20 protein-coding genes are annotated in these 18,569 nt (G+C 49.0%); 4 read left to right on the top strand and 16 right to left on the bottom strand.

Annotated elements, in window-relative coordinates; translation table 11 throughout:
- Nucleotides 1–46: 46 nt before the first annotated feature.
- The 11 genes from CTH_RS13640 to CTH_RS13685 all read right to left on the bottom strand — a co-directional run bounded on the left by CTH_RS13640 (nucleotide 47) and on the right by CTH_RS13685 (nucleotide 10,878).
- On the bottom strand, nucleotides 47–751 hold the full coding sequence (locus CTH_RS13640; RefSeq protein WP_078666245.1) for an ABC transporter ATP-binding protein: 705 nt from the start codon (nucleotides 749–751) through the stop codon (nucleotides 47–49).
- Nucleotides 751–1,521 carry an ABC transporter ATP-binding protein gene (locus tag CTH_RS13645; RefSeq protein WP_078666244.1) on the bottom strand — a complete coding sequence of 257 codons (771 nt, stop codon included), beginning with the start codon at nucleotides 1,519–1,521 and terminating at the stop codon, nucleotides 751–753. Before CTH_RS13645 ends, CTH_RS13640 begins: the two co-directional genes overlap by 1 nt.
- Nucleotides 1,502–2,497: a branched-chain amino acid ABC transporter permease gene (locus CTH_RS13650; protein WP_078666243.1), complete on the bottom strand. Its 996-nt coding sequence runs from the start codon at nucleotides 2,495–2,497 to the stop codon at nucleotides 1,502–1,504. Before CTH_RS13650 ends, CTH_RS13645 begins: the two co-directional genes overlap by 20 nt.
- A 12-nt stretch (nucleotides 2,498–2,509) precedes the next feature.
- On the bottom strand, nucleotides 2,510–3,391 hold the full coding sequence (locus CTH_RS13655; RefSeq protein WP_107754354.1) for a branched-chain amino acid ABC transporter permease: 882 nt from the start codon (nucleotides 3,389–3,391) through the stop codon (nucleotides 2,510–2,512).
- A gap of 64 nt (nucleotides 3,392–3,455) precedes the next feature.
- Nucleotides 3,456–4,655, bottom strand: coding sequence for an ABC transporter substrate-binding protein (locus CTH_RS13660; RefSeq protein WP_107754206.1), 1,200 nt, complete (start codon nucleotides 4,653–4,655; stop codon nucleotides 3,456–3,458).
- A gap of 258 nt (nucleotides 4,656–4,913) precedes the next feature.
- Nucleotides 4,914–5,561 carry a hydrogenase nickel incorporation protein HypB gene (gene hypB, locus CTH_RS13665; protein ID WP_107754209.1) on the bottom strand — a complete coding sequence of 216 codons (648 nt, stop codon included), beginning with the start codon at nucleotides 5,559–5,561 and terminating at the stop codon, nucleotides 4,914–4,916.
- Complete coding sequence (hypA, locus tag CTH_RS13670) at nucleotides 5,545–5,907, bottom strand: hydrogenase maturation nickel metallochaperone HypA (RefSeq protein ID WP_078666240.1); 363 nt, start codon at nucleotides 5,905–5,907, stop codon at nucleotides 5,545–5,547. The genes hypB and hypA overlap by 17 nt, the downstream gene beginning before the upstream one ends.
- A 129-nt stretch (nucleotides 5,908–6,036) precedes the next feature.
- Nucleotides 6,037–6,588 (bottom strand): cytochrome b/b6 domain-containing protein, encoded by a 552-nt coding sequence (locus CTH_RS13675; RefSeq protein WP_159071982.1) that lies wholly within the window; start codon nucleotides 6,586–6,588, stop codon nucleotides 6,037–6,039.
- Entirely contained in the window at nucleotides 6,588–7,640 is a 1,053-nt protein-coding gene (locus CTH_RS14220) for a hypothetical protein (RefSeq protein WP_159073899.1), read from the bottom strand. The genes CTH_RS13675 and CTH_RS14220 overlap by 1 nt, the downstream gene beginning before the upstream one ends.
- On the bottom strand, nucleotides 7,633–8,529 hold the full coding sequence (locus tag CTH_RS13680; protein ID WP_159071984.1) for an NADH-quinone oxidoreductase subunit B family protein: 897 nt from the start codon (nucleotides 8,527–8,529) through the stop codon (nucleotides 7,633–7,635). The genes CTH_RS14220 and CTH_RS13680 overlap by 8 nt, the downstream gene beginning before the upstream one ends.
- A gap of 123 nt (nucleotides 8,530–8,652) precedes the next feature.
- Complete coding sequence (locus CTH_RS13685; RefSeq protein ID WP_078666237.1) at nucleotides 8,653–10,878, bottom strand: sigma 54-interacting transcriptional regulator; 2,226 nt, start codon at nucleotides 10,876–10,878, stop codon at nucleotides 8,653–8,655.
- A 157-nt stretch (nucleotides 10,879–11,035) separates the two neighbouring features.
- Here CTH_RS13685 and yyaC point away from each other — a divergent pair, with 157 nt between their 5' ends.
- The gene (gene yyaC / locus CTH_RS13690) at nucleotides 11,036–11,632 is read left to right on the top strand and encodes a spore protease YyaC (RefSeq protein ID WP_078666236.1); all 597 of its coding nucleotides are present in this window, start codon (nucleotides 11,036–11,038) and stop codon (nucleotides 11,630–11,632) included.
- On the opposite strand, the gene CTH_RS13695 is transcribed toward yyaC, so the two are convergent.
- Together CTH_RS13695 and CTH_RS13700 are read right to left on the bottom strand one after the other, a co-directional pair.
- Nucleotides 11,581–12,198: a phosphoribosyltransferase gene (locus tag CTH_RS13695; protein WP_078666235.1), complete on the bottom strand. Its 618-nt coding sequence runs from the start codon at nucleotides 12,196–12,198 to the stop codon at nucleotides 11,581–11,583. The genes yyaC and CTH_RS13695 overlap by 52 nt on opposite strands.
- Nucleotides 12,199–12,249: 51 nt before the next feature.
- Nucleotides 12,250–12,732 carry a DUF4446 family protein gene (locus CTH_RS13700; RefSeq protein ID WP_078666234.1) on the bottom strand — a complete coding sequence of 161 codons (483 nt, stop codon included), beginning with the start codon at nucleotides 12,730–12,732 and terminating at the stop codon, nucleotides 12,250–12,252.
- A gap of 100 nt (nucleotides 12,733–12,832) precedes the next feature.
- Here CTH_RS13700 and larE point away from each other — a divergent pair, with 100 nt between their 5' ends.
- The 3 genes from larE to larC are packed head-to-tail and all read left to right on the top strand — an operon-like array spanning nucleotide 12,833 to nucleotide 15,562.
- Nucleotides 12,833–13,663 carry an ATP-dependent sacrificial sulfur transferase LarE gene (gene larE, locus CTH_RS13705; RefSeq protein WP_107754212.1) on the top strand — a complete coding sequence of 277 codons (831 nt, stop codon included), beginning with the start codon at nucleotides 12,833–12,835 and terminating at the stop codon, nucleotides 13,661–13,663.
- Nucleotides 13,650–14,411 carry a nickel pincer cofactor biosynthesis protein LarB gene (gene larB, locus CTH_RS13710; protein ID WP_078666232.1) on the top strand — a complete coding sequence of 254 codons (762 nt, stop codon included), beginning with the start codon at nucleotides 13,650–13,652 and terminating at the stop codon, nucleotides 14,409–14,411. The genes larE and larB overlap by 14 nt, the downstream gene beginning before the upstream one ends.
- Nucleotides 14,408–15,562, top strand: coding sequence for a nickel pincer cofactor biosynthesis protein LarC (larC, locus tag CTH_RS13715; RefSeq protein WP_107754214.1), 1,155 nt, complete (start codon nucleotides 14,408–14,410; stop codon nucleotides 15,560–15,562). Before larB ends, larC begins: the two co-directional genes overlap by 4 nt.
- Nucleotides 15,563–15,596: 34 nt before the next feature.
- Here larC and CTH_RS13720 read toward each other — a convergent pair whose 3' ends face one another.
- The 3 genes from CTH_RS13720 to CTH_RS13730 all read right to left on the bottom strand — a co-directional run bounded on the left by CTH_RS13720 (nucleotide 15,597) and on the right by CTH_RS13730 (nucleotide 18,452).
- A complete protein-coding gene (locus CTH_RS13720; protein ID WP_078666230.1) occupies nucleotides 15,597–16,271 on the bottom strand; it encodes a DUF554 domain-containing protein in 675 nt (224 codons plus the stop codon).
- 3 nt (nucleotides 16,272–16,274) lie between these two features.
- Nucleotides 16,275–17,420 (bottom strand): aminotransferase class V-fold PLP-dependent enzyme, encoded by a 1,146-nt coding sequence (locus CTH_RS13725; protein WP_079932983.1) that lies wholly within the window; start codon nucleotides 17,418–17,420, stop codon nucleotides 16,275–16,277.
- 93 nt (nucleotides 17,421–17,513) lie between these two features.
- Nucleotides 17,514–18,452 (bottom strand): metal-dependent hydrolase, encoded by a 939-nt coding sequence (locus CTH_RS13730; protein ID WP_079932982.1) that lies wholly within the window; start codon nucleotides 18,450–18,452, stop codon nucleotides 17,514–17,516.
- Nucleotides 18,453–18,569 lie beyond the last annotated feature (117 nt).

Here is an 18,569-nt window from a genome sequence, read left to right on the forward strand (position 1 = left end):
ACATTTAAAAAACCCGCCCTAAATAAAGGGCGGGTTTTTGCTTGCCTTAACCACCAAGATAAGCTTTTTTAACCTCTTCACTTTGGGCCAGTTCCTGAGCCGGACCGCTCAGTACTATCTTACCGGTTTCCAGCACATAGGCCTTATGGGCAATGGACAGGGCCATATGGGCATTCTGCTCTACCAGCAAGATGGTGGTACCGGTAGCATTAATATCCTTGATAATATTAAAGATCTCCTGCACCAGAATCGGGGCCAGACCCATGGAAGGCTCATCCAGCAATAATACCCGGGGCCGGGACATGAGGGCCCGTCCCATCGCCAGCATTTGCTGCTCCCCACCGGAGAGGGTCCCAGCCAGCTGCTTCAACCGTTCCTTCAAACGGGGGAAGCGTACAAACACCTTCTCCATATCTTCCTGGATACCCTGCTTGTCATTGCGCAGGTAGGCTCCCAGCTCCAGGTTTTCCAGCACGGTCAGGTTGGCAAAAACCCGCCGGCCTTCCGGTACCTGGGAAATCCCCATTTTCACGATATCGGGAGCTTTTTTACCGGTGATATTCTGCCCTTCGAAGTAGATAGCTCCGGATTTGGGTTTGAGCAAACCGGAGATGGTTTTCAGGGTTGTACTTTTGCCCGCCCCGTTGGCACCGATCAAAGTCACGATTTCCCCTTGGTTTACCTCCAGGGAGATCCCCTTGAGAGCGTGGATTGCGCCATAATAAACATCAATATTGTCTACTTTTAGCATCAATGGTGGACCTCCTCTCCCAGATAGGCTTCAATAACCTTGGGATTATTCTTGATTTCAGCCGGGGTGCCATGGGCGATTACGGTGCCATAGTCCAGCACATATATGCGTTCACAAACATTCATTACCAGGCTCATATCGTGTTCGATCAGCAGAATCGTCAAGTGGAACTGGTCCCTGATCCACTTGATCATATTCATCAGTTCCAGAGTTTCCTGCGGGTTCATCCCGGCTGCCGGTTCGTCCAGAAGTAGCAGCTTGGGCTGAGTGGCCATGGCCCGGGCGATTTCCAGCCGCCGCTGTTCCCCGTAGGGAAGGTTTTTGGCCCTTTCATTAACCCGGTGCTCCAGCTTGAAGATTTTTAAAAACTCCATGGCCTTTTCCCGCATTTCTTTCTCACCCTGAAAATGCCGGGGAGTGCGTAAAATGGAATCCAGAACGGAATGTTTGGCATGGAAATGATAGGCAATCATAACATTTTCCAGAACAGAGAGCTCTCCGAACAGCCGAATGTTCTGGAAAGTCCGGGCCATACCGGACTGGGTAATCTGATAGGGCTTCATGCCCACAATGCTTTTGCCATCAAAAAGGATATCCCCTTCAGTGGGTTTGTAAACCCCGGTCAGGAGGTTAAAGACCGTAGTCTTACCGGCACCATTGGGCCCGATCAAACCGATAAGTTCCCCTTTGTTCAGGTAAAGATTGCAGTTGGAAACCGCTTTCAGACCCCCGAACTGAATGGTGAGATTTTTAGTTTCCAGCAAGGCCACGACTATCACCTCTGTCTTTCTTGAAGATATCCAGGCTGAGTTCCTTGTTACCCAGCAAGCCCTGGGGTCTGAACAGCATGGTTATAATCAACACGATAGAATAGATAATCATGCGCAACTCGGGGTAGTCGGCCAGATAAGCGGAAATCAGAGTAACAAATACCGCTGCTGCAGCTGAGCCAGACAAACTCCCCAAACCGCCTAAAACTACATAAACCAGAATTTCGAAGGACTTGAGAAAACCAAAAGAGTTGGGATGCACGATGTAGAAGTAATGGGCGAACAGGCCACCAGCCAGCCCGGCAAAGAATGCACCCATGGTAAAAGCCATAACCTTATATTTGGTGATATTGATTCCCATGGACTCTGCGGCAATCTCGTTTTCCCGGATGGAGATACAGGCCCGGCCATGGGTAGACCAGAGGAAGTTTTTGATCACTACATAGGAACCTACGCAAATCCAGAAGACCCAGTTAAAAGTACTGTATGGAGGAATCCCCATAAACCCGGAAGCTCCACCCACATAGGGGATGTTCAGAATCATAACCCGAATGATTTCCCCCATCCCCAGCGTGGCGATGGCCAGGTAGTCCCCTTTTAAACGCAGGGTGGGCATACCGATGATAAAACCGATAAGCGCCGCTGCCAGGGAACCCGCCAGCAAAGCGATTACAAACAGCAGCCACTGGGGGATAGCTACACCAGCGGCAGCCCACTGAGGAGCCAGCTTAACTGTAATGACTGCGGAAACATAACCACCTACAGCCATAAAACCGGCATGACCGATGGAAAACTGACCGGTAAAACCATTGATCAGGTTTAAGCTAACAGCCAGTATAATGTTAATTAATGCAGTAACCACAATCCGCTGCCAGTAGGGACCGATAATCCCCTGGTTAAACAGGAAGGTAAAAGCCAGCCAGACAGCGGTCATAATCCCGGCGGTAGTCAGAGTTTTGGTCCAGTTCATCTTCATCTGTTATATCACCTACACTTTCTCCCGCACGTGCTTGCCCATAATACCGGAGGGCTTGACCAGCAAGATAACGATCAAAATCAGGAAGGCCACAGCGTCCCGATAGGTGGACTTGAAGAAACCGCTAACCATGGCTTCAGTAGTGCCCATCAGCAAACCACCGATAACCGCACCGGGAATGCTGCCGATACCGCCCAGAACGGCGGAAACGAAAGCCTTTAAGCCCGGCATAATCCCCATCAGCGGGTCGATGGAGTTATAGTAAATTCCCACCAGCACCCCGGCAGCAGCAGCAAGGGCTGAACCAATGGCGAAGGTGACGGAAATGATATTATCCACGTTAATACCCATCAGGGCAGCTGCTTCGGTATCATGGGAAACCGCACGCATAGCTTTTCCGGTTTTTGTACTGTGTACAAACCACTGTAAGGCCAGCATCAACACAATGGAAATAGCCAGAATCCAGATCTGCTGGTTGTTGACCACCAGCCCGCCCAGGTTATAGGTATGCTCACTCAATAAACCGGCAGGATAAGTCCGGGGCTGCGGGGTAGCCACATACATAGTGCCATATTCAATAAAGAAGGAAACACCGATAGCAGTAATCAAGACCGCAATCCGCGGTGCATGCCGCAAGGGCTTGTAAGCCAGTTTTTCAATGGTAACCCCGATCAGGGCACAAACCAGCATAGCCAGCAAAATCGCCGGAATCAGCGGCAAATGCAAGTAGGTAGTAGCCAAAAAGCCGGCAAAAGCGCCTAACATGTAAATATCACCATGGGCAAAGTTGATCAGACGTATAATACCATAAACCATGGTATAACCGAGTGCGATCAAAGCATAGATACTTCCAAGAGAAATGCCATTTATCAATTGCTGTAAAAATTCCAAGATTTTCACCCCTTTGACTTACATAGGGATGAGGGGGCAAACACCCCCTCATCCTGGTTATTCTACCTTAGGGATTAACTTTTGTTCTAAAGACCTGTTTGCCATCCTTCATTTCCAGAATAGCAGCGGTTTTAATCGGGTTATGCTGTTCATTCAGAGTGATGGTACCGGTTACTACCTTCAGGTCCTTGGTAGCAGCCAGAGCTTCTTTGATCTTGGCGGGATCGGCAGCGCCAGCCCGTTCAATAGCATCAATCAGCATCAGAGCAGCATCATAACCCAGCACAGCCATGGAGTCAGGAACCTGACCGTACTCTTTCTTATACTCTTCCACAAACTTCTGAACTTCCGGATCGGGGTCAGTAGCAGCATAGTGGTTGGAGAAGTAAGTGCCATTTAACGCTTCAGCGCCAGCGATATCCACCAGTTTGGGGCTATCCCAGCCATCGCCGCCCATGAAAGGAACAGTAATGCCCAGCTCCCGGCCTTGCTTTATAATCTTACCTACTTCTTCGTAGTAACCGGGTACATAAATTACATCAGGGTTTTTGCCCTTGATTTTAGTCAGAACAGCTTTAAAGTCGGTGTCCTTCTGGACATAGCCTTCTTCAGCTACAATGGTGCCACCATTTTTGGTAAAGGCTTCTTTGAAGAAAGAAGCCAAACCTTTACTGTAGTCAGAGCTGGTATCGATCATGATGGCAGCAGTCTTAGCACCTAAGTCCTTGGTAGCGAAGTTAGCCATCACTGTACCCTGGAAGGGGTCGATGAAGCAGGCCCGGAAAACCCATTCATTAACCTGGCCGTTCTCGTTTACCGTTACCTTAGGGTTAGTAGCCGAAGTAGACAACAGCGGAACTTGAGAAGCAGTTACCACCGGCACTGCTGCCAGGGTGTTACTGGAAGTAGTAGCACCTAGAATGGCCACAACCTTGTCCTGGTTGATCAGTTTGGTAGTGGCATTGGCAGACTCGGCAGGTTCGGATTTGTTATCCGCAACCACCAGTTCTAACTTCTTACCGCCCAGAACACCGCCAGCTTCATTCTTCTTTTTGAAAGCCAGCTTAATACCATTGACAGCAGCCTGACCAAAGGTAGCTACACCACCTGTGGTTTCGAAGTTACCGCCGATTTTAATGACATTATCAGCAGAACCAGAGCCGCCTTCCTTTTTCTCCCCGCCGCCACTGTTACTGCCGCAACCGGTGGCTACCAGGGACAATGCCAACAAACCAGCCAACACAGCACTTGCCTTTTTCTTCAGCATTCTTTTTCCCCCTTTTGTTTTTTTTACCCGACCTTAGACTGCCCTGTTTTCTCCTGAAAAGAAAAACAGGAGCAAACCTGCAGAATAAGGCCAACCTCGTCGCCGTCCTGCTGTCCTGCCCCCTTCGTTACAACATTGTAACTGTTGTATATAACCTTTCTACTGGCAGCTTTATTATATAATTTCTGAGTTAAAACTGTCAACAAAATTTTTTATTTGTCTCTTCTTTTCTATAACAGAAGGACAGGCGCCCTTCGATCAGGCACCTGTCCTTCTGAATAGCCAATCAATCCACTCCTGCAAACCTTCCCCGGTCCGGCAGCTAACCGGAAAGATTTTAATATCTGGATTGATGGATAGTATATCTCTTGTAAGGCTCTCCATATTGCAATTACAAAAAGGCAAAAGATCGATTTTGTTGACAACAACCGCTTCCGATTCCCGGAAAATCAATGGGTATTTGAGAGGCTTATCATCCCCTTCAATTACACTCAGCACAGCCACTTTTGCATCTTCCCCCAGCTGAAATTCCACCGGGCAGACCAGATTGCCTACATTTTCTATAATCAGCAGATCAAGATTGTTTAAATCAAATCGGGGTAAGACTCTTGCTACCATTCTGGCATCCAAGTGACAGGCTCCTTCGGTATTGATTTGTACCACTGGGATTCCGTGCGCCTCAATGCGCTCAGCATCCTTACTGGTATAAATATCCCCTTCGATCACCGCCAGGCGCAATTTGTTTTTAAGTTCAGCGATGGTGCGTTCCAGCAGAGTAGTTTTTCCTGCCCCCGGTGAGCCCATGAAATTGAATACCTTAACACCTGCGGCCCGGAAGTTCTGGCGGTTTAATTCAGCTTGCTGGTCATTGCTGAGCAGGATATCGGTTTTAATCTCTATTTTCATCATCTTCTACCTCCAAACTGCTGACCCTTAACTCCCGGCCAGCGGTGATTTCCGTTCTGGGACTTTGACAGTCAGGACAAAGGGCGACAAAACTGCCGGTCGTTCTCCCTTGCCAGCCACACTCCTGACATTTTAACACTACCGGTATCTCAATGATTTCCAGTTCTGCTCCCTCACATACCGTTCCCCTGGCAAAGGCTGCAAAGCACATTTGCAGGGAATCAGGCAGAGCATGGGTCAATTCTCCCACTTCCATGGTTACTCTGGTTACTTTTTTGCCGGGATGTTCAGCCATAACTGCAGTGATGATTTCAAAAACCCCCGCCATCAAGGCCATTTCATGCATATTTTCGCCTCCGTTTCCCATCCCCATTTTAATAAAAAAAAGACTTTGCTTCAATTCCCGAAGCAAAGCCCTTGGGGGGAAATATATGGACTGTATCTCCGGGGAAAGATACATAGTCCCTCAGTTAGTTTAGCCCCGGATAATGGTCTTGATGTTTTGCCAGCCACTTTGCAAAACCAGATAGAGATGGCCCAGCACAAACACCAGCATCACCCAGGTCAGCAGATAATGTATCAGTCGCAATCGGGCAAGATCCCCCAGGGCAAAAGCCACCGGAGCCAGGGCAGGCTTCAACAAAATGACTCCAGTAACCAATTGCCCTATGATGAGAAAGGGGAGGAGGGTGTAGGCTAGCTTTTGCCCGGGGTTGTATTTGCCCTTTTGGGGGTAGCTAGAAGTAAGAAATAAATAATATTTAAGCAGTTGTCTTAAATCTTTCATGTCCTGCCAGCGGAAAACCACCTGCCGCCATTCACCTGTGACCAGGGCGAATCCCCAGCGATAAAAGGTCGCTGCCACCAGCAGCCAGCCGGCTACCAGGTGAACGAGGCGGGCCCGATCCATCCCGGCAAACCAACCCTCCCAGAAGAGAGGATCATGTATATAAAACCCGGATAAAACCAGGAAACTGATAGCAGTTACATTCCACCAATGCACCAGGCGTACCGGAGCGGGATGCATTATAACCGCCTCCCTGTCGTTAAACTGACAGGGATGCCCCAGTCCCTGGCCAAAGCGTAAATGTCCGTTTCGGTAAGAATTCCCTGCCGCTGCCCTTCCAGCCAGAGGGAATTGAGCCATAGGTCAGGGGTAAATAGCCGCGCAGCAGCAACTTTATTCCTTTCCAGCCTGAGCTGAAGCCCAGCCGGACCGGCCGGAGTTTCCAGAAAAAGCTGAAGTTCACCCTCACACCGTTCCGGCCAGCGACTGCCCATTTCACCTTTTCCCTGACCGAGTTCTGTTAGCAATTTATCCGCCTTTGGTAACATGACTTTCAGTTCAGTAAGCATTGCCGCCAGATAGCCCCGGTGGTGGTAGCCCTGTATCTTTTGCCGGGCCAGGGGGCCTATGAGACATACCCGGTCATCATAATACAGACCAGCGGGTTGTATCTTGATCCGGGACCAATCCAGCTCCTGTTTTTGGCCGTCAGCAACAACTTTTCCTCCTGCCATACCTTCTAAGTCCTGTGCTGCCAGCCAGTTCTGACTCAGTTCATGCAATTTTTCTTCTTGAGGTAAGGGTAAAAAGCTTTCTGTTTTTTTCCTGGCCAGATAATCCCCCAGCCAATCCAGAGAAATTCTGATAAACCGCCACTGCTCGGTGGTTAAAGGAGCTCCTGCTCCTCCCACTGTTAGGCCACAACCCATAGGACTGCGTCCGGTTAGAACCGCCAGCACTCTATGGCATTGGGAGATTGCTACTAACCAGTTCGGATCGCGGTCTCGCCGCCAGAGACGAATACTGTGATAGATAAACCAGTCAAACATCCTGATTAACAGACGTTTTTTCTTGACTCCCGTACTCACTTCCAGTCCGGTTAATGTCTCGATAGCGGTTATACCCAGAAGGGTCAGGCTGTTGGCCAGCTCTCCCTGGGTTCGGGCCAGGAAAAAAGGCAGATCCAGCATATACTTATCCTGAAGCAAAGAATTACGAGGCGTCCTGGCTTGAATCCCTGCCTTTTCGGTAAACAGCACCGGAACAGCCAGACCTCTTTGCCAGTTAATCATCGGCCTTCCCTCCCCGTTTGCCTTTTTGCCAGAGGGAATAGCCATAATGGGCTGCAATTCCGGTCATGGCTGCCGTAAAAGCCAGTTTACCTACTGTTTCCGGCGTACTTTCGATTCCAGGCAAAGCCACCTGAGGCAACCTGGTAGTCAGAGGAGCGAAATTTTGTGGAAACCCGGGTTGTGTGCACCCTATACAGGGTCCCCCGCCGCTGACACACCAGTTGGCCCCTTCATTCCACAAGCGCTGGGAACAATCAGCAAAGGTTATAGGACCTTTACAACCCAGCAGCAAATAACATCCCACTTCCCCCGGAGCCTGGGCAAACCGGCTGTTGTCAAAATACTGCCGGCGTGGGCAATTATCATGGATGGTACCGCCAAAAATCTCAAGCGGCCGGGCAAAATCATCCAGCTCTAGATTGCGTCCCACCTGCAAAGCGGTCAATGTGGACAGCAACCAGCCAGGTTTGGGTGGGCATCCCGGAATGGCTATCAATTTTTTCAGAGGAGCCAGATCGATTAGCCCCTGCCATTCTCGCTCCCCGCCGCCTTCCTTTGCCATTCCACCATAAGCAGCACAGGTACCGAAAGCCAGTATCCAGCGGGCCCTTTTCAACATTTCCTGCAGCTGCCTGTCCCCGGAATCAACCGCTCCTTCCACTATCAGTACATCCATCGCAGTTGGCTGCTCTTCCAGCCAGGGATGAACACCCGGCGGGGCTTCTCCTGTCGCCAGCAGGGAGAGGACACAACCACCGCAGGAATTTCCGCGGTACCAGCCAATTAGGCCCAGACCAGGTTCATTGGCCCAGGCAAAATTCTCCCCTGCAGTAACAACCAGGGCTAGTGCCAGTAACTTGATAAATCTTCTTCTGTCAATTGTGTTCATGCAGTCACCTTCTTGATTTATAGCAATATTTATGCCAACAACTCCGGGCCTGCTAAACATCCGATTCCCCCTGAAATTGTTCTATTTGTTAACAATCAATTTGTATAATTTCTAATCATATGTTTAATTTTCAGACAACCAGCCAAATTCTTTTAATCGCAAATAGAGGGTTGCCCTTGGAATTCCCAGCAACTCTGAAGCTAAAACCTTGTTTCCCCCTGCTTCCGCCAGAGCTGCCTCTATCAATTCCTTTTCCAGTTCCCGCACCGCATCTTTTAGGGGTTTGATTTGCACCCTTCTTTTCGGTAAATCCTTCTCGAACAAGTAGGAGGGCAAATGTTCCGGTCTCACCACACTGCCTTCTGCCAGATACATGGAGCGCTCCAGGACATTTTCCAATTCCCGAATATTACCCGGCCAGTGATAAGTCATCAGTAAATCCAGAGTCTCTTTGGCAATTACCTTTGGGGTAATCCCTTTTTCCCGGTACAGCTTTTCCCCAATTATATCGATCAAGCGCGGTAAATCCTTGATACGATCTCTCAGTGGAGGAATATGAATACCGATAACATTCAAACGATAATAAAGGTCCGCCCGAAAACGGCCTTCTGCTACCATCTTTTTTAAGTCCTGGTTGGTAGCAGCAATGATTCTGATGTCCACTTTAATGGATTTGGTTCCTCCTACCCTTTCTATAACCCTTTCCTGCAGAACCCGTAACAGTTTGGCCTGCATAGTCAGGGGTAAATCCCCGATTTCATCCAGCAACAGGGTGCCGCCATTGGCCAGCTCAAATTTGCCGGGTTTACCTCCTTTGCGGGCACCGGTAAATGCCCCTTCTTCATAGCCGAACAACTCCGATTCCAGCAGCATCTCCGGCAAAGCAGCACAGTTGATGGCAATAAACGGCCCATTGGCCCGCGGGCTTAAATAGTGGATAGCCTGGGCCAGCACTTCCTTACCTACTCCGCTCTCCCCGGTGATGAGAATGGTGGAATCGCTCTGGGCTGCCCTTTCGCTTAAAGCCTTGATATGGGCTACTTCCGGCAAATCCCCCAGAATTCTTTCCAGACTCAGCATCGGTTTGGCGCGATCCAAATTGCGCAAGCGATCTTTATAGTATTCGATTTCCCCCTGGGATAAGTTGAGCAGGTAAGGCAAGCACATATGAATTTCCGCCAGTCCCTGATAAACCGCCCTGGCTTTTTCCCGGCAGGATTCATAACCACAGGCACCACAGTTCAACTCATCTTCCGGATTGATTTTCTGGGTAAATTTCAGGATCTCTCTGATATCATGCTCTGATGGTTCAGGCAAAGGCTGATACTTATTGATATAACGGCGGGAAAGGTCCAGACCGGCAACTTTTAAACCCTGAACTGGAGGCTGACTGGACCGTTGCTGGGAAAAAAGCAGACTTTTACGGCCATAAAACTCCAGGGGGCTGGCAATTTCAGGGCCATCTATACAACCGCGACAAAAAAGGATATCCAGAAATTTCCCGTTAAACTCTCCCCTTTTAACAGCCTGCAGTACTTTGAGACACTCATCTTTACCTTCAACCACAGCCAGTTCCAGGTTATAATCGCGACCTTTGATGCCCAGGTTGCGCAGCAATCCCCCCGAAACAGGAAACAACTCAGTCAAACTTTCCTCCCAGCTGAGGGGCGTTTTATAGATAGCTGGCCTGATTCCTTTTTCTTGCCAGATTTCCCGGATCTCCCTGAAGGTCAGCACTCCATCCAGCACTCCCACCAGATTTTCGTCCCTGGCCTCTTCTTTTTTAGCTACACAGGGCCCGATAAATACCACCCGGTTTTCCCGGTTTTGCAGTTTCAGGTATTTGGCCAGGGCCAGCACCGCTGAATCGATGGGAGCTAAATTGGGGATCAATTCCGGCATATGTTTCTGGATCAGCATCACTACCGCCGGACAATATGAACTGATCACTGTCGTTTTCTCTACCCGGGCCAGATATTCCCGATAAACCGGTACGGTCAATTCAATTCCTTTGGTAACCGGTTCAACCTCATTAAATCCAATTGCTTTTAAAGCCATGATTACCTGACCTACAGAAAACTCGGGAAAAGCCACCCGAAAGGAAGGGGCCAGAATAGCTATTACTGGCTGTCTGCGCTTTTTTTCCAGCATCTCGCTGATTCGCTGCCAGTCGCTTTCTATTTGTTTGGCTTTTTGGGCACATATCCGGACACAATTACCGCAGCTGATACATCTTTCCGGCAAAATCTGGGCCTGCTTATCCGTTACTTTTATTGCTCTTACCGGACAATTGCGGATACAGGCATAACAGCTTTTACATTTTTCCTGGATAGTCTTAACAACGGCCATACCAATACCTCCGTACCTATGCACTACAATAATAATTCAACATATTCCTCCCTTTCCCTGCCTGGCTTGTATATTTTTTAGACAGACCTGCAGTTCAAGTATAAAAAGAGGGTAAATGGCGTATACTCTGATATAACTCTGTTTCAGGAGGTTACCCATGGAAAAACACAAAATCCACGTGGATGACCCTCTGGTTGTTGATAAACTCTCCCGCCTTTTGGTCCGGCAGCTGGTGGACCTGGTCTTGCCAGGTCAGCCCATATTAATACTTTGTATTGGTACCGATCGCTCCACCGGCGATGCCCTGGGGCCTCTGATCGGTACTCTTCTCAGCCAAAAACCCTGTCAGCCCTTCTGGATACTGGGTACCCTGGAAGAACCGGTTCATGCTGCCAACCTGGCAGAAAAACTCCAGCATATTTACAAAACCTGGCCCAATCCTTTCGTTATCGCCATTGACGCCTCTCTAGGCAATCTGGACAGCGTGGGTCATATAACCCTGGCCCGCGGTCCCCTGAAGCCAGGAGCAGGGGTAAATAAAAATCTGCCCCCGGTGGGGCAGATCCATCTTACCGGTATAGTTAATGTGGGCGGTTTCATGGAATATTTCGTTCTGCAAAATACCCGTCTGTTTGTGGTAATGAAAATGGCCCAGGCAATCAGTTCCGCTCTCTCCCTGGCCAGCAGGCTCTGGGTAAACTTTCAGGATAAATACCGCAATACCTCGTCTTCTTCCACCTGGGAAAAATCCTGATAAAACTGGCCAACAGCGTAGAAATCCGAGGGCGCTTTCAAATAGACTAACTGATCAACTAATGGCAGAAATTCTTCCAGTTTTTCTTCCGGCAACACGGGAATGGCCAGCCAGAGCTGAAGTAAAGGCTGTTCTTTTAGATAATTGACTATTACCTTGATGGTATAACCAGTAGCAATACCGTCATCAACCAGGATAACATCCCTGTCCTCAAAATCCTCAGCCCACCAGGGCAGGTATTTTTCTTTTTTCAATTCCCATTCAGTACGGGCCTTGCTGATAGCCATTTCCACCTGGCTATCGGTAAGGCCCGCTCTTTTGGCCAGCACCCAGTCCACTATTGCTTCTCCACCAGGAGTAATTGCTCCCATCGCCACTTCCTCATTCCGGGGCAAGCCGATCTTTTTACTAATAATCACCTTGAGGGGGGCCTCCAGTAATTCTGCCAGAGGAGCTGCGACCACAATGCCTCCCCGGGGCACCCCTACAACCAGGGGGTTAATCAGTTTTTTACCTTTAATTTTTTCCCTGAGCAGCAAGCCTGCTTCATAGCGGTTGACAAACATACCAGACCCCTCCCGGCCTAGTGTATCCCCGGCCGGTTACTTTCATACCCTTTATTCGCTTTTTCTGGGCGATAAAGCCAGGGCAATTGCCTCTTTTTCCTCATCAGTCAGAGGATAGCGGGATTGACCATTTTTTAGCGGTTTGGCATAGGTACGGCAATCCTGCCGCCCATACAAACTGCTCAATACCACCCCGTCTCCTCGTTCATCCAGCAAAGCCACCGCAAAGCTGAGATCACTACCCGTGTCTTCAAAAGCATTAAACCTCACCACTGCTTTATTTTGCAGGCAACGAGTTAAGGTAATTTGCTGTTTAATCTGTTTTTCCTTCAATTCATTCACCTGTTTTTCCAGGGAATCCAGCCGTTCGGCCAGCTGTTGTAAATATCCTACCAAATCCCTGCCTTCCGCAGATTGCAGGAATTTTTTCAAGACAGCTGTTTTACGATTGGTCAGAACCCAGAACAGTATCAACAAAATGAATAACAAGCCTTCAAACGCCCCGATCAGAAGCAAAATCTGGTTTAACTCCATCCCATATCCTCCTTCCTATATTTAAGAGTATACTATCATTGACTTTGCTGATGCAACATTTTACAATGTCAGCAGTAACATCTGGAGGAGGAACTTGGCTATGCAAGCTAAACTGAAACGTCTGCAACAGATATTGAAAGAAAATGGCAGCTGCCTGATCGCTTTTTCGGGAGGGGTTGACAGCACCTTCCTACTACAGGCAGCTTTGAAAACCCTGGGCCCGGACCAGGTTCTGGCGGTTACAGCTTTTTCCGAAACCTATCCGGAAAGGGAACGCCAGGCCGCGGTCCAGCTGGCCCGGCAACTGGGAGCCCGTCTGCTTACCGTGGAAACGGAGGAGTTAGCCGATCCCGAATTTGTGGCCAATCCCGTTGACCGCTGCTATATTTGTAAAAAGGAACTATGGCATAAACTACAATCTATTCAGCAACAATACCAGTTACAGGTGATTTATGATGGCGCCAATGCCGATGATGCCAGCGATTTTCGTCCGGGCCGCCGGGCTACCAGAGAGGCTGGAGTCATCAGCCCCTTGCTGGAAGCCGGTTTAACCAAGGAAGAAATCAGGCAGCTTAGCCGGGAATGGCAGCTGCCCACCTGGAACAAACCTTCTTTTGCCTGTTTGTCCTCCCGCTTCCCTTATGGTAGCCCTATTACCAGAGAAAAATTACTCCAAATCGATGCCGGGGAAAACTGGTTAATAGAGCAGGGTTTCCTGCCCTGCCGCGTCCGTCATCACGGTGAAATTGCCCGTCTGGAACTGGCTCCTGACCAGCTGGCCCGTTTGGTAACTGATGAAAATCTACGCCAGCAGTGTCTGGAGAAATTCAAATCCCTGGGTTTCACTTATATTACCCTGGATTTGCAGGGTTTTCGCAGTGGCAGTATGAATGAAAACCTGTCGGAGGAAGTGAAAAATGGATACAAATAAACTTCTGAACCTGTTTGAACAAATTCGTGATGGCTCTATTAGTCCCGAAGCAGCTCTGGACCAGCTCAGGGATTTACCCTTCCGCGACCTGGGCTTTGCCAAACTGGATTTTCATCGCCAGCTGCGGCAGGGCTTTCCCGAAGTAATCTTCGGTCAAAACAAAACCGCTAAACAGTTAATCAGGATCTTCAGCCATCTCAAGGAACATCACGGTACAGTGATTGCAACCAGAGTGAGCCGGCCTAAGGCGGAAAAGGTGCTTTCAGCCCTGCCGGAATTGACCTATCACCCTCAGGCCCGCTGTTTAACTTATGGTCAGCCCCAGCGCCCACGTAAACTGGGCACTATCGGTATTCTGGCGGCAGGAACCGCTGATCTGCCGGTAGCAGAAGAAGCAGCTCTCTGTGCCGAAATGATGGGTAACCCGGTGCAGAAGTTTTATGATGTAGGTGTAGCAGGCCTGCATCGCTTGCTCCATCTCCTGCCCCAGATTCGGCGCTGTAATGTTCTCATTTGTGTCGCCGGCATGGAGGGAGCCTTACCCAGTGTTATCGGCGGGCTGGTTAGCCAACCGGTTATCGCTGTACCCACCAGTGTGGGTTATGGTAGTCACTGGCAAGGCCTGGCACCCCTGTTAACCATGTTAAACAGCTGTGCTCCCGGCATCGGAGTAGTCAATATCGATAATGGTTATGGAGCGGCTGCCCTCGCCAATGCCATCAATCGTCTGGGGGGAGTAGAAACATGAGCGGTATCGGCCTTTATTTCCAATGCCCCACTGGAGCAGCCGGCAATATGCTGCTGGCCGCCCTGGTTGATTGCGGTGTACCAGTCTCCTGGCTGGAACAACAATTGAAGACATTACCCCTGCAGGGCTGGCAGCTGAACTGGCAGGAAAAAAAACACCACGGCCTTCGCAGTCTGCATTTAGAGGTGGATTTTCCAGAATCCCAGCCGCATCGGCACCTGCACCATATCGAGACTATGATCAGAGAGAGTGAACTGCCTGCCCCAGTTCAGGATCAGTCCATTGCCATTTTCCGCCGTCTGGCTGAGGCTGAAGCCAGGGTTCACGGTACTACTATTGAAAAGGTCCATTTTCATGAGGTGGGAGCCATTGATGCCATTATCGATATAGTAGGTTGTTGCCTGGCCCTATCTTATCTGCAACCCGCATTTATCGGCTGTTCTCCTTTACCGCTGGGGTCAGGAATGATTGAATGCCAGCACGGGCTAATTTCCGTCCCCGCCCCGGCTACGCTGGAACTGGTCAAGGATATACCTGTATACCAGGGAGAAGAGCAAGGAGAACTGCTTACTCCTACTGCGGCAGCAATCCTGGGTTATTTTGTTCAGGAATGGGGCGCCCTCCCTCCGGGCCGACCCCTGGCCTACGGGTATGGAGCTGGTAGCAAAACTTTAAAACAGCCCAACATTTTACGGGCCATCCTCTACCAGCCCCTGTCCGAGCTGTCTACAGAAGATTTGTGGCAACTGGAAACAAATATCGATGACCAGCAACCGGAAACCCTGCCCGATGTGCTGGATAAACTGCTAGCCGCCGGCGCCAATGATGCCTGGTATACCCCGATATTGATGAAAAAGGGCCGCCCGGCCTTTACTTTAGGCTTGCTTTGCCCCGCGGAATCTCTGGGTCAGGTTGAACAAATCCTGGCGGAATCCACTACCTCTTTGGGCTGGCGCAAATGGCCAGTTAAACGCAGAGCCCTTCCTCGTCAGATTCAGGAAGTGGAAACCCGCTGGGGCATGATCAGATTCAAAGTTTCCGGCCAAAAAGCGGCTCCTGAGTATGAGGACTGCAAGCGTATTGCTGAAATAAGCGGTCAATCCCTGTTGAAAGTATATCAGGAAGCCTGGGCTGCCTACTGGCGTAGGTAATAATAAAACCCCCTTGACGGGGGTTTTTCATTATCTATTTTAGTAACATCAAGATAGCCGCAATCGGAATAGCCGGTAAAAGATTCCCAACCCGAATTGGCTTATAGCCCAGAATATTAAAGGCTATACCTACAATCAATAAGCCGCCGGTTACCGTCATACCATTTATAACAGCCTGAGAAAGAAAACCCTTAATCCAGCCGGCCAGTAAAGTAATCGCCCCTTGATAAACTCCTACTGAGAGGGCCGAAAGAGCCACACCCCAGCCCATGGTGGAGGCAAAAATAATGGCCGAGACCCCATCCAGCAGGCTTTTGGCTAACAGAGTATCATATTTGCCTGTTAATCCTTCTTCCAGAGAACCCATAATAGCCATAGCGCCAACACAATAAATAAGGCTGGCCGTCATAAAAGCAGCAGCAACCTTCCCTTCCCCCTGGGCTGCCATTTTGTTCTCCACCCAGCGACCGAAGGCCAGCAATTTTTCTTCGATTTCCAGCCAGCTCCCCAACCAGCCGCCAATGACCAGGGCAAAAATCACAATCAAAGTATCCGTCTCTTTGGCAGCCATTTGGGCCCCAATCAGGAGTACAGCCAGGGCCAGACCCTGCTGGATGGTATCAGCTATATCCTTTTTAAAACTGCGACCCAGAATAATCCCGATAATAGTACCGGCGATAATCGCCAGTACATTGATAATCGTCCCCACTCCCTATGCTCCCTTCATCTCTTTAATTATGGTTTTAATTGCCTCGATTGTTTTATCTATATCTTCGTCTGTGTTAAACCAGCCCGGGCTGAAACGCACTGTTCCAATCGGAAATGTTCCCAGAGTTTTGTGGGCTTCCGGTGCACAGTGCAAACCGGTACGGCAGGCAATATTAAAGACCTTGTCCAGAATAAACCCTACTTCTGAAGTCTCTGCCCCTTTGATATTAATGGAAACCACCGGCAAACGTTCTTCGGCCGGCCCATACACGATAACTTCAGGCAAAGCTCTCAGACCGGCCAGCAATTTTTCTGTTAATGCCTGTTCCCGGGCATGGATCTGTTCTACTCCCGTTTTCAAAACGAATTCTACACCGGCACCCAGACCGAAAATCCCCGGAGTATTGGGAGTGCCGCTTTCCAGCTGGTCTGGCATTACTTGCGGCTGCTCCATATATTCCGAATGGGAACCAGTACCTCCGGTTACCAGTGGTTTTAGTTCAATCCCCTCGGCTATATATAAACCACCGGTGCCCTGGGGTCCATATAACCCTTTATGACCTGGAAAAGCCAGAATATCTATGTTCATCTTTTCTACATCCACGGGGATAACCCCTGCTGTCTGCGCCGCATCAACCATAAACTTGACCTGTCTGGACCGGCAAAGGGCTCCGATTTTTTCTATCGGCAAGATATGACCACTCACATTGGAGCCATGGGTTAGACAAACCAGGCGAGTATTGGGCTGAAAAGACTTCTCCAGTAAATCCAGATCAAATTCCCCGGCTTCATTCAGTCCGATTTTGGTCACTTTGACTCCTCTCTGGCTTAGATAATACAGGGGTCGAGCAACAGAGTTATGTTCTAAGGTAGAAGTGATTACATGATCTCCTGGTTGAAGGAGACCCAGTAAAGCCAGGTTTAGGGCATAAGTGGCATTCTGGGTGAAAGCAATCCGTAACGGGTTTTTGATATTAAACAACTTCGCTAATAAAACCCTGGTACGATAAATACCTCTACCTGCTTCTAATGCCATCTGATGCCCTGCTCGTCCCGGATTGGCCCCCAGTTCCTTCACTGCTTTGGTCATTGCCTCTGCTACCGACGGGGGTTTGGGCCAGGAAGTAGCTGCATTATCCAGGTAGATCACTTTGTATTTCCCCCCTTTTAAGCTGCATATATAGTATCATATCACATTTTGCCTCAATGATAAACCCGCCCGGGGTACGAGCGGGTTCAATGTTTATAAATTTATACAATTTTGCTCACTAAAGGGCTGAATCACCTGGGTTAGAGGCTGGCCCTGTTCGTTCAAAATCACAGTTGCCCGATGTAAATAGCGGTCACCCACTAAATAGCGCAGGTCATAGAGAACAAAAGCTTCCCGGTCTTGCCATCGTTCTCTGGTTATGGCATAAACAGGAGTCAAAAGGGTAAAGAATTTACCCGCTTCCGTTTCCAGGACTTTCTCTTTTATATCCCTTTCCACTTTATCAATTTCTTTTAAAATCACCTTTTTATCCGTATTCATCCACCAGCTACCACTGATGTATTGACTGGTAAATTCAGCCACAAAATCCCATTTCCACAATCCCCACATCGCTGGCATTACTATAATTTTATCCGGTTGCTGGCCTTTTACTCTGGATAGCCAGGTTCTAATTTTATTCTCTCCTATTTTGCGACAACAATAACGCACCACCATCCAGCCCGCAATGGCCAGCAGAGCTAATCTTGCCTGAAATGGCGAAGAATACACTAATCCCAGTACTCCCAGCAGCAAAATTATCGGATCAAACACCTGTACCAGATTAAATGAGATTTTTTTACTTCTACCAGGCTTGGTAAAATGGATACCATAGGAATTAAAAGCATCCATTAAGGTATGGCTAATTCCACCAATTAAAGCCCAAACCCAGGTCTGCCAGCTGATATCATCAAAAAATAAAGCCAAAAAACATGTAACCAGGCTGCTCCAGAGGATCAGGCCCACTGGCCCATGGGATTTACCCCGGTGATTTTCCAGATAGCTTAATTGCCCTTTGAGATGATAAACAATATCCAGGTCAGGTGCCATTGCCCCCAGTACTGATGCTATAAAAGCTGGTTCTGATAAACTGACAGCATTACCTGCCCCCAGTGCCACCAGTCCACCAATTACTCCATGAGTAAGTGGATCCATCTCCTCTCACCTTCTTTCTAATCACGCTAAATATTATAACATTCAGCTTTACTCCCTGAATAGACAAAATTTTTACCAAAAAAATAACACAGGTTTATCCCTGTGTTGATTTAAAAT

It is taken from the genome of Carboxydocella thermautotrophica (assembly GCA_003054495.1).
In the GTDB taxonomy this organism is placed as follows: Bacteria; Bacillota.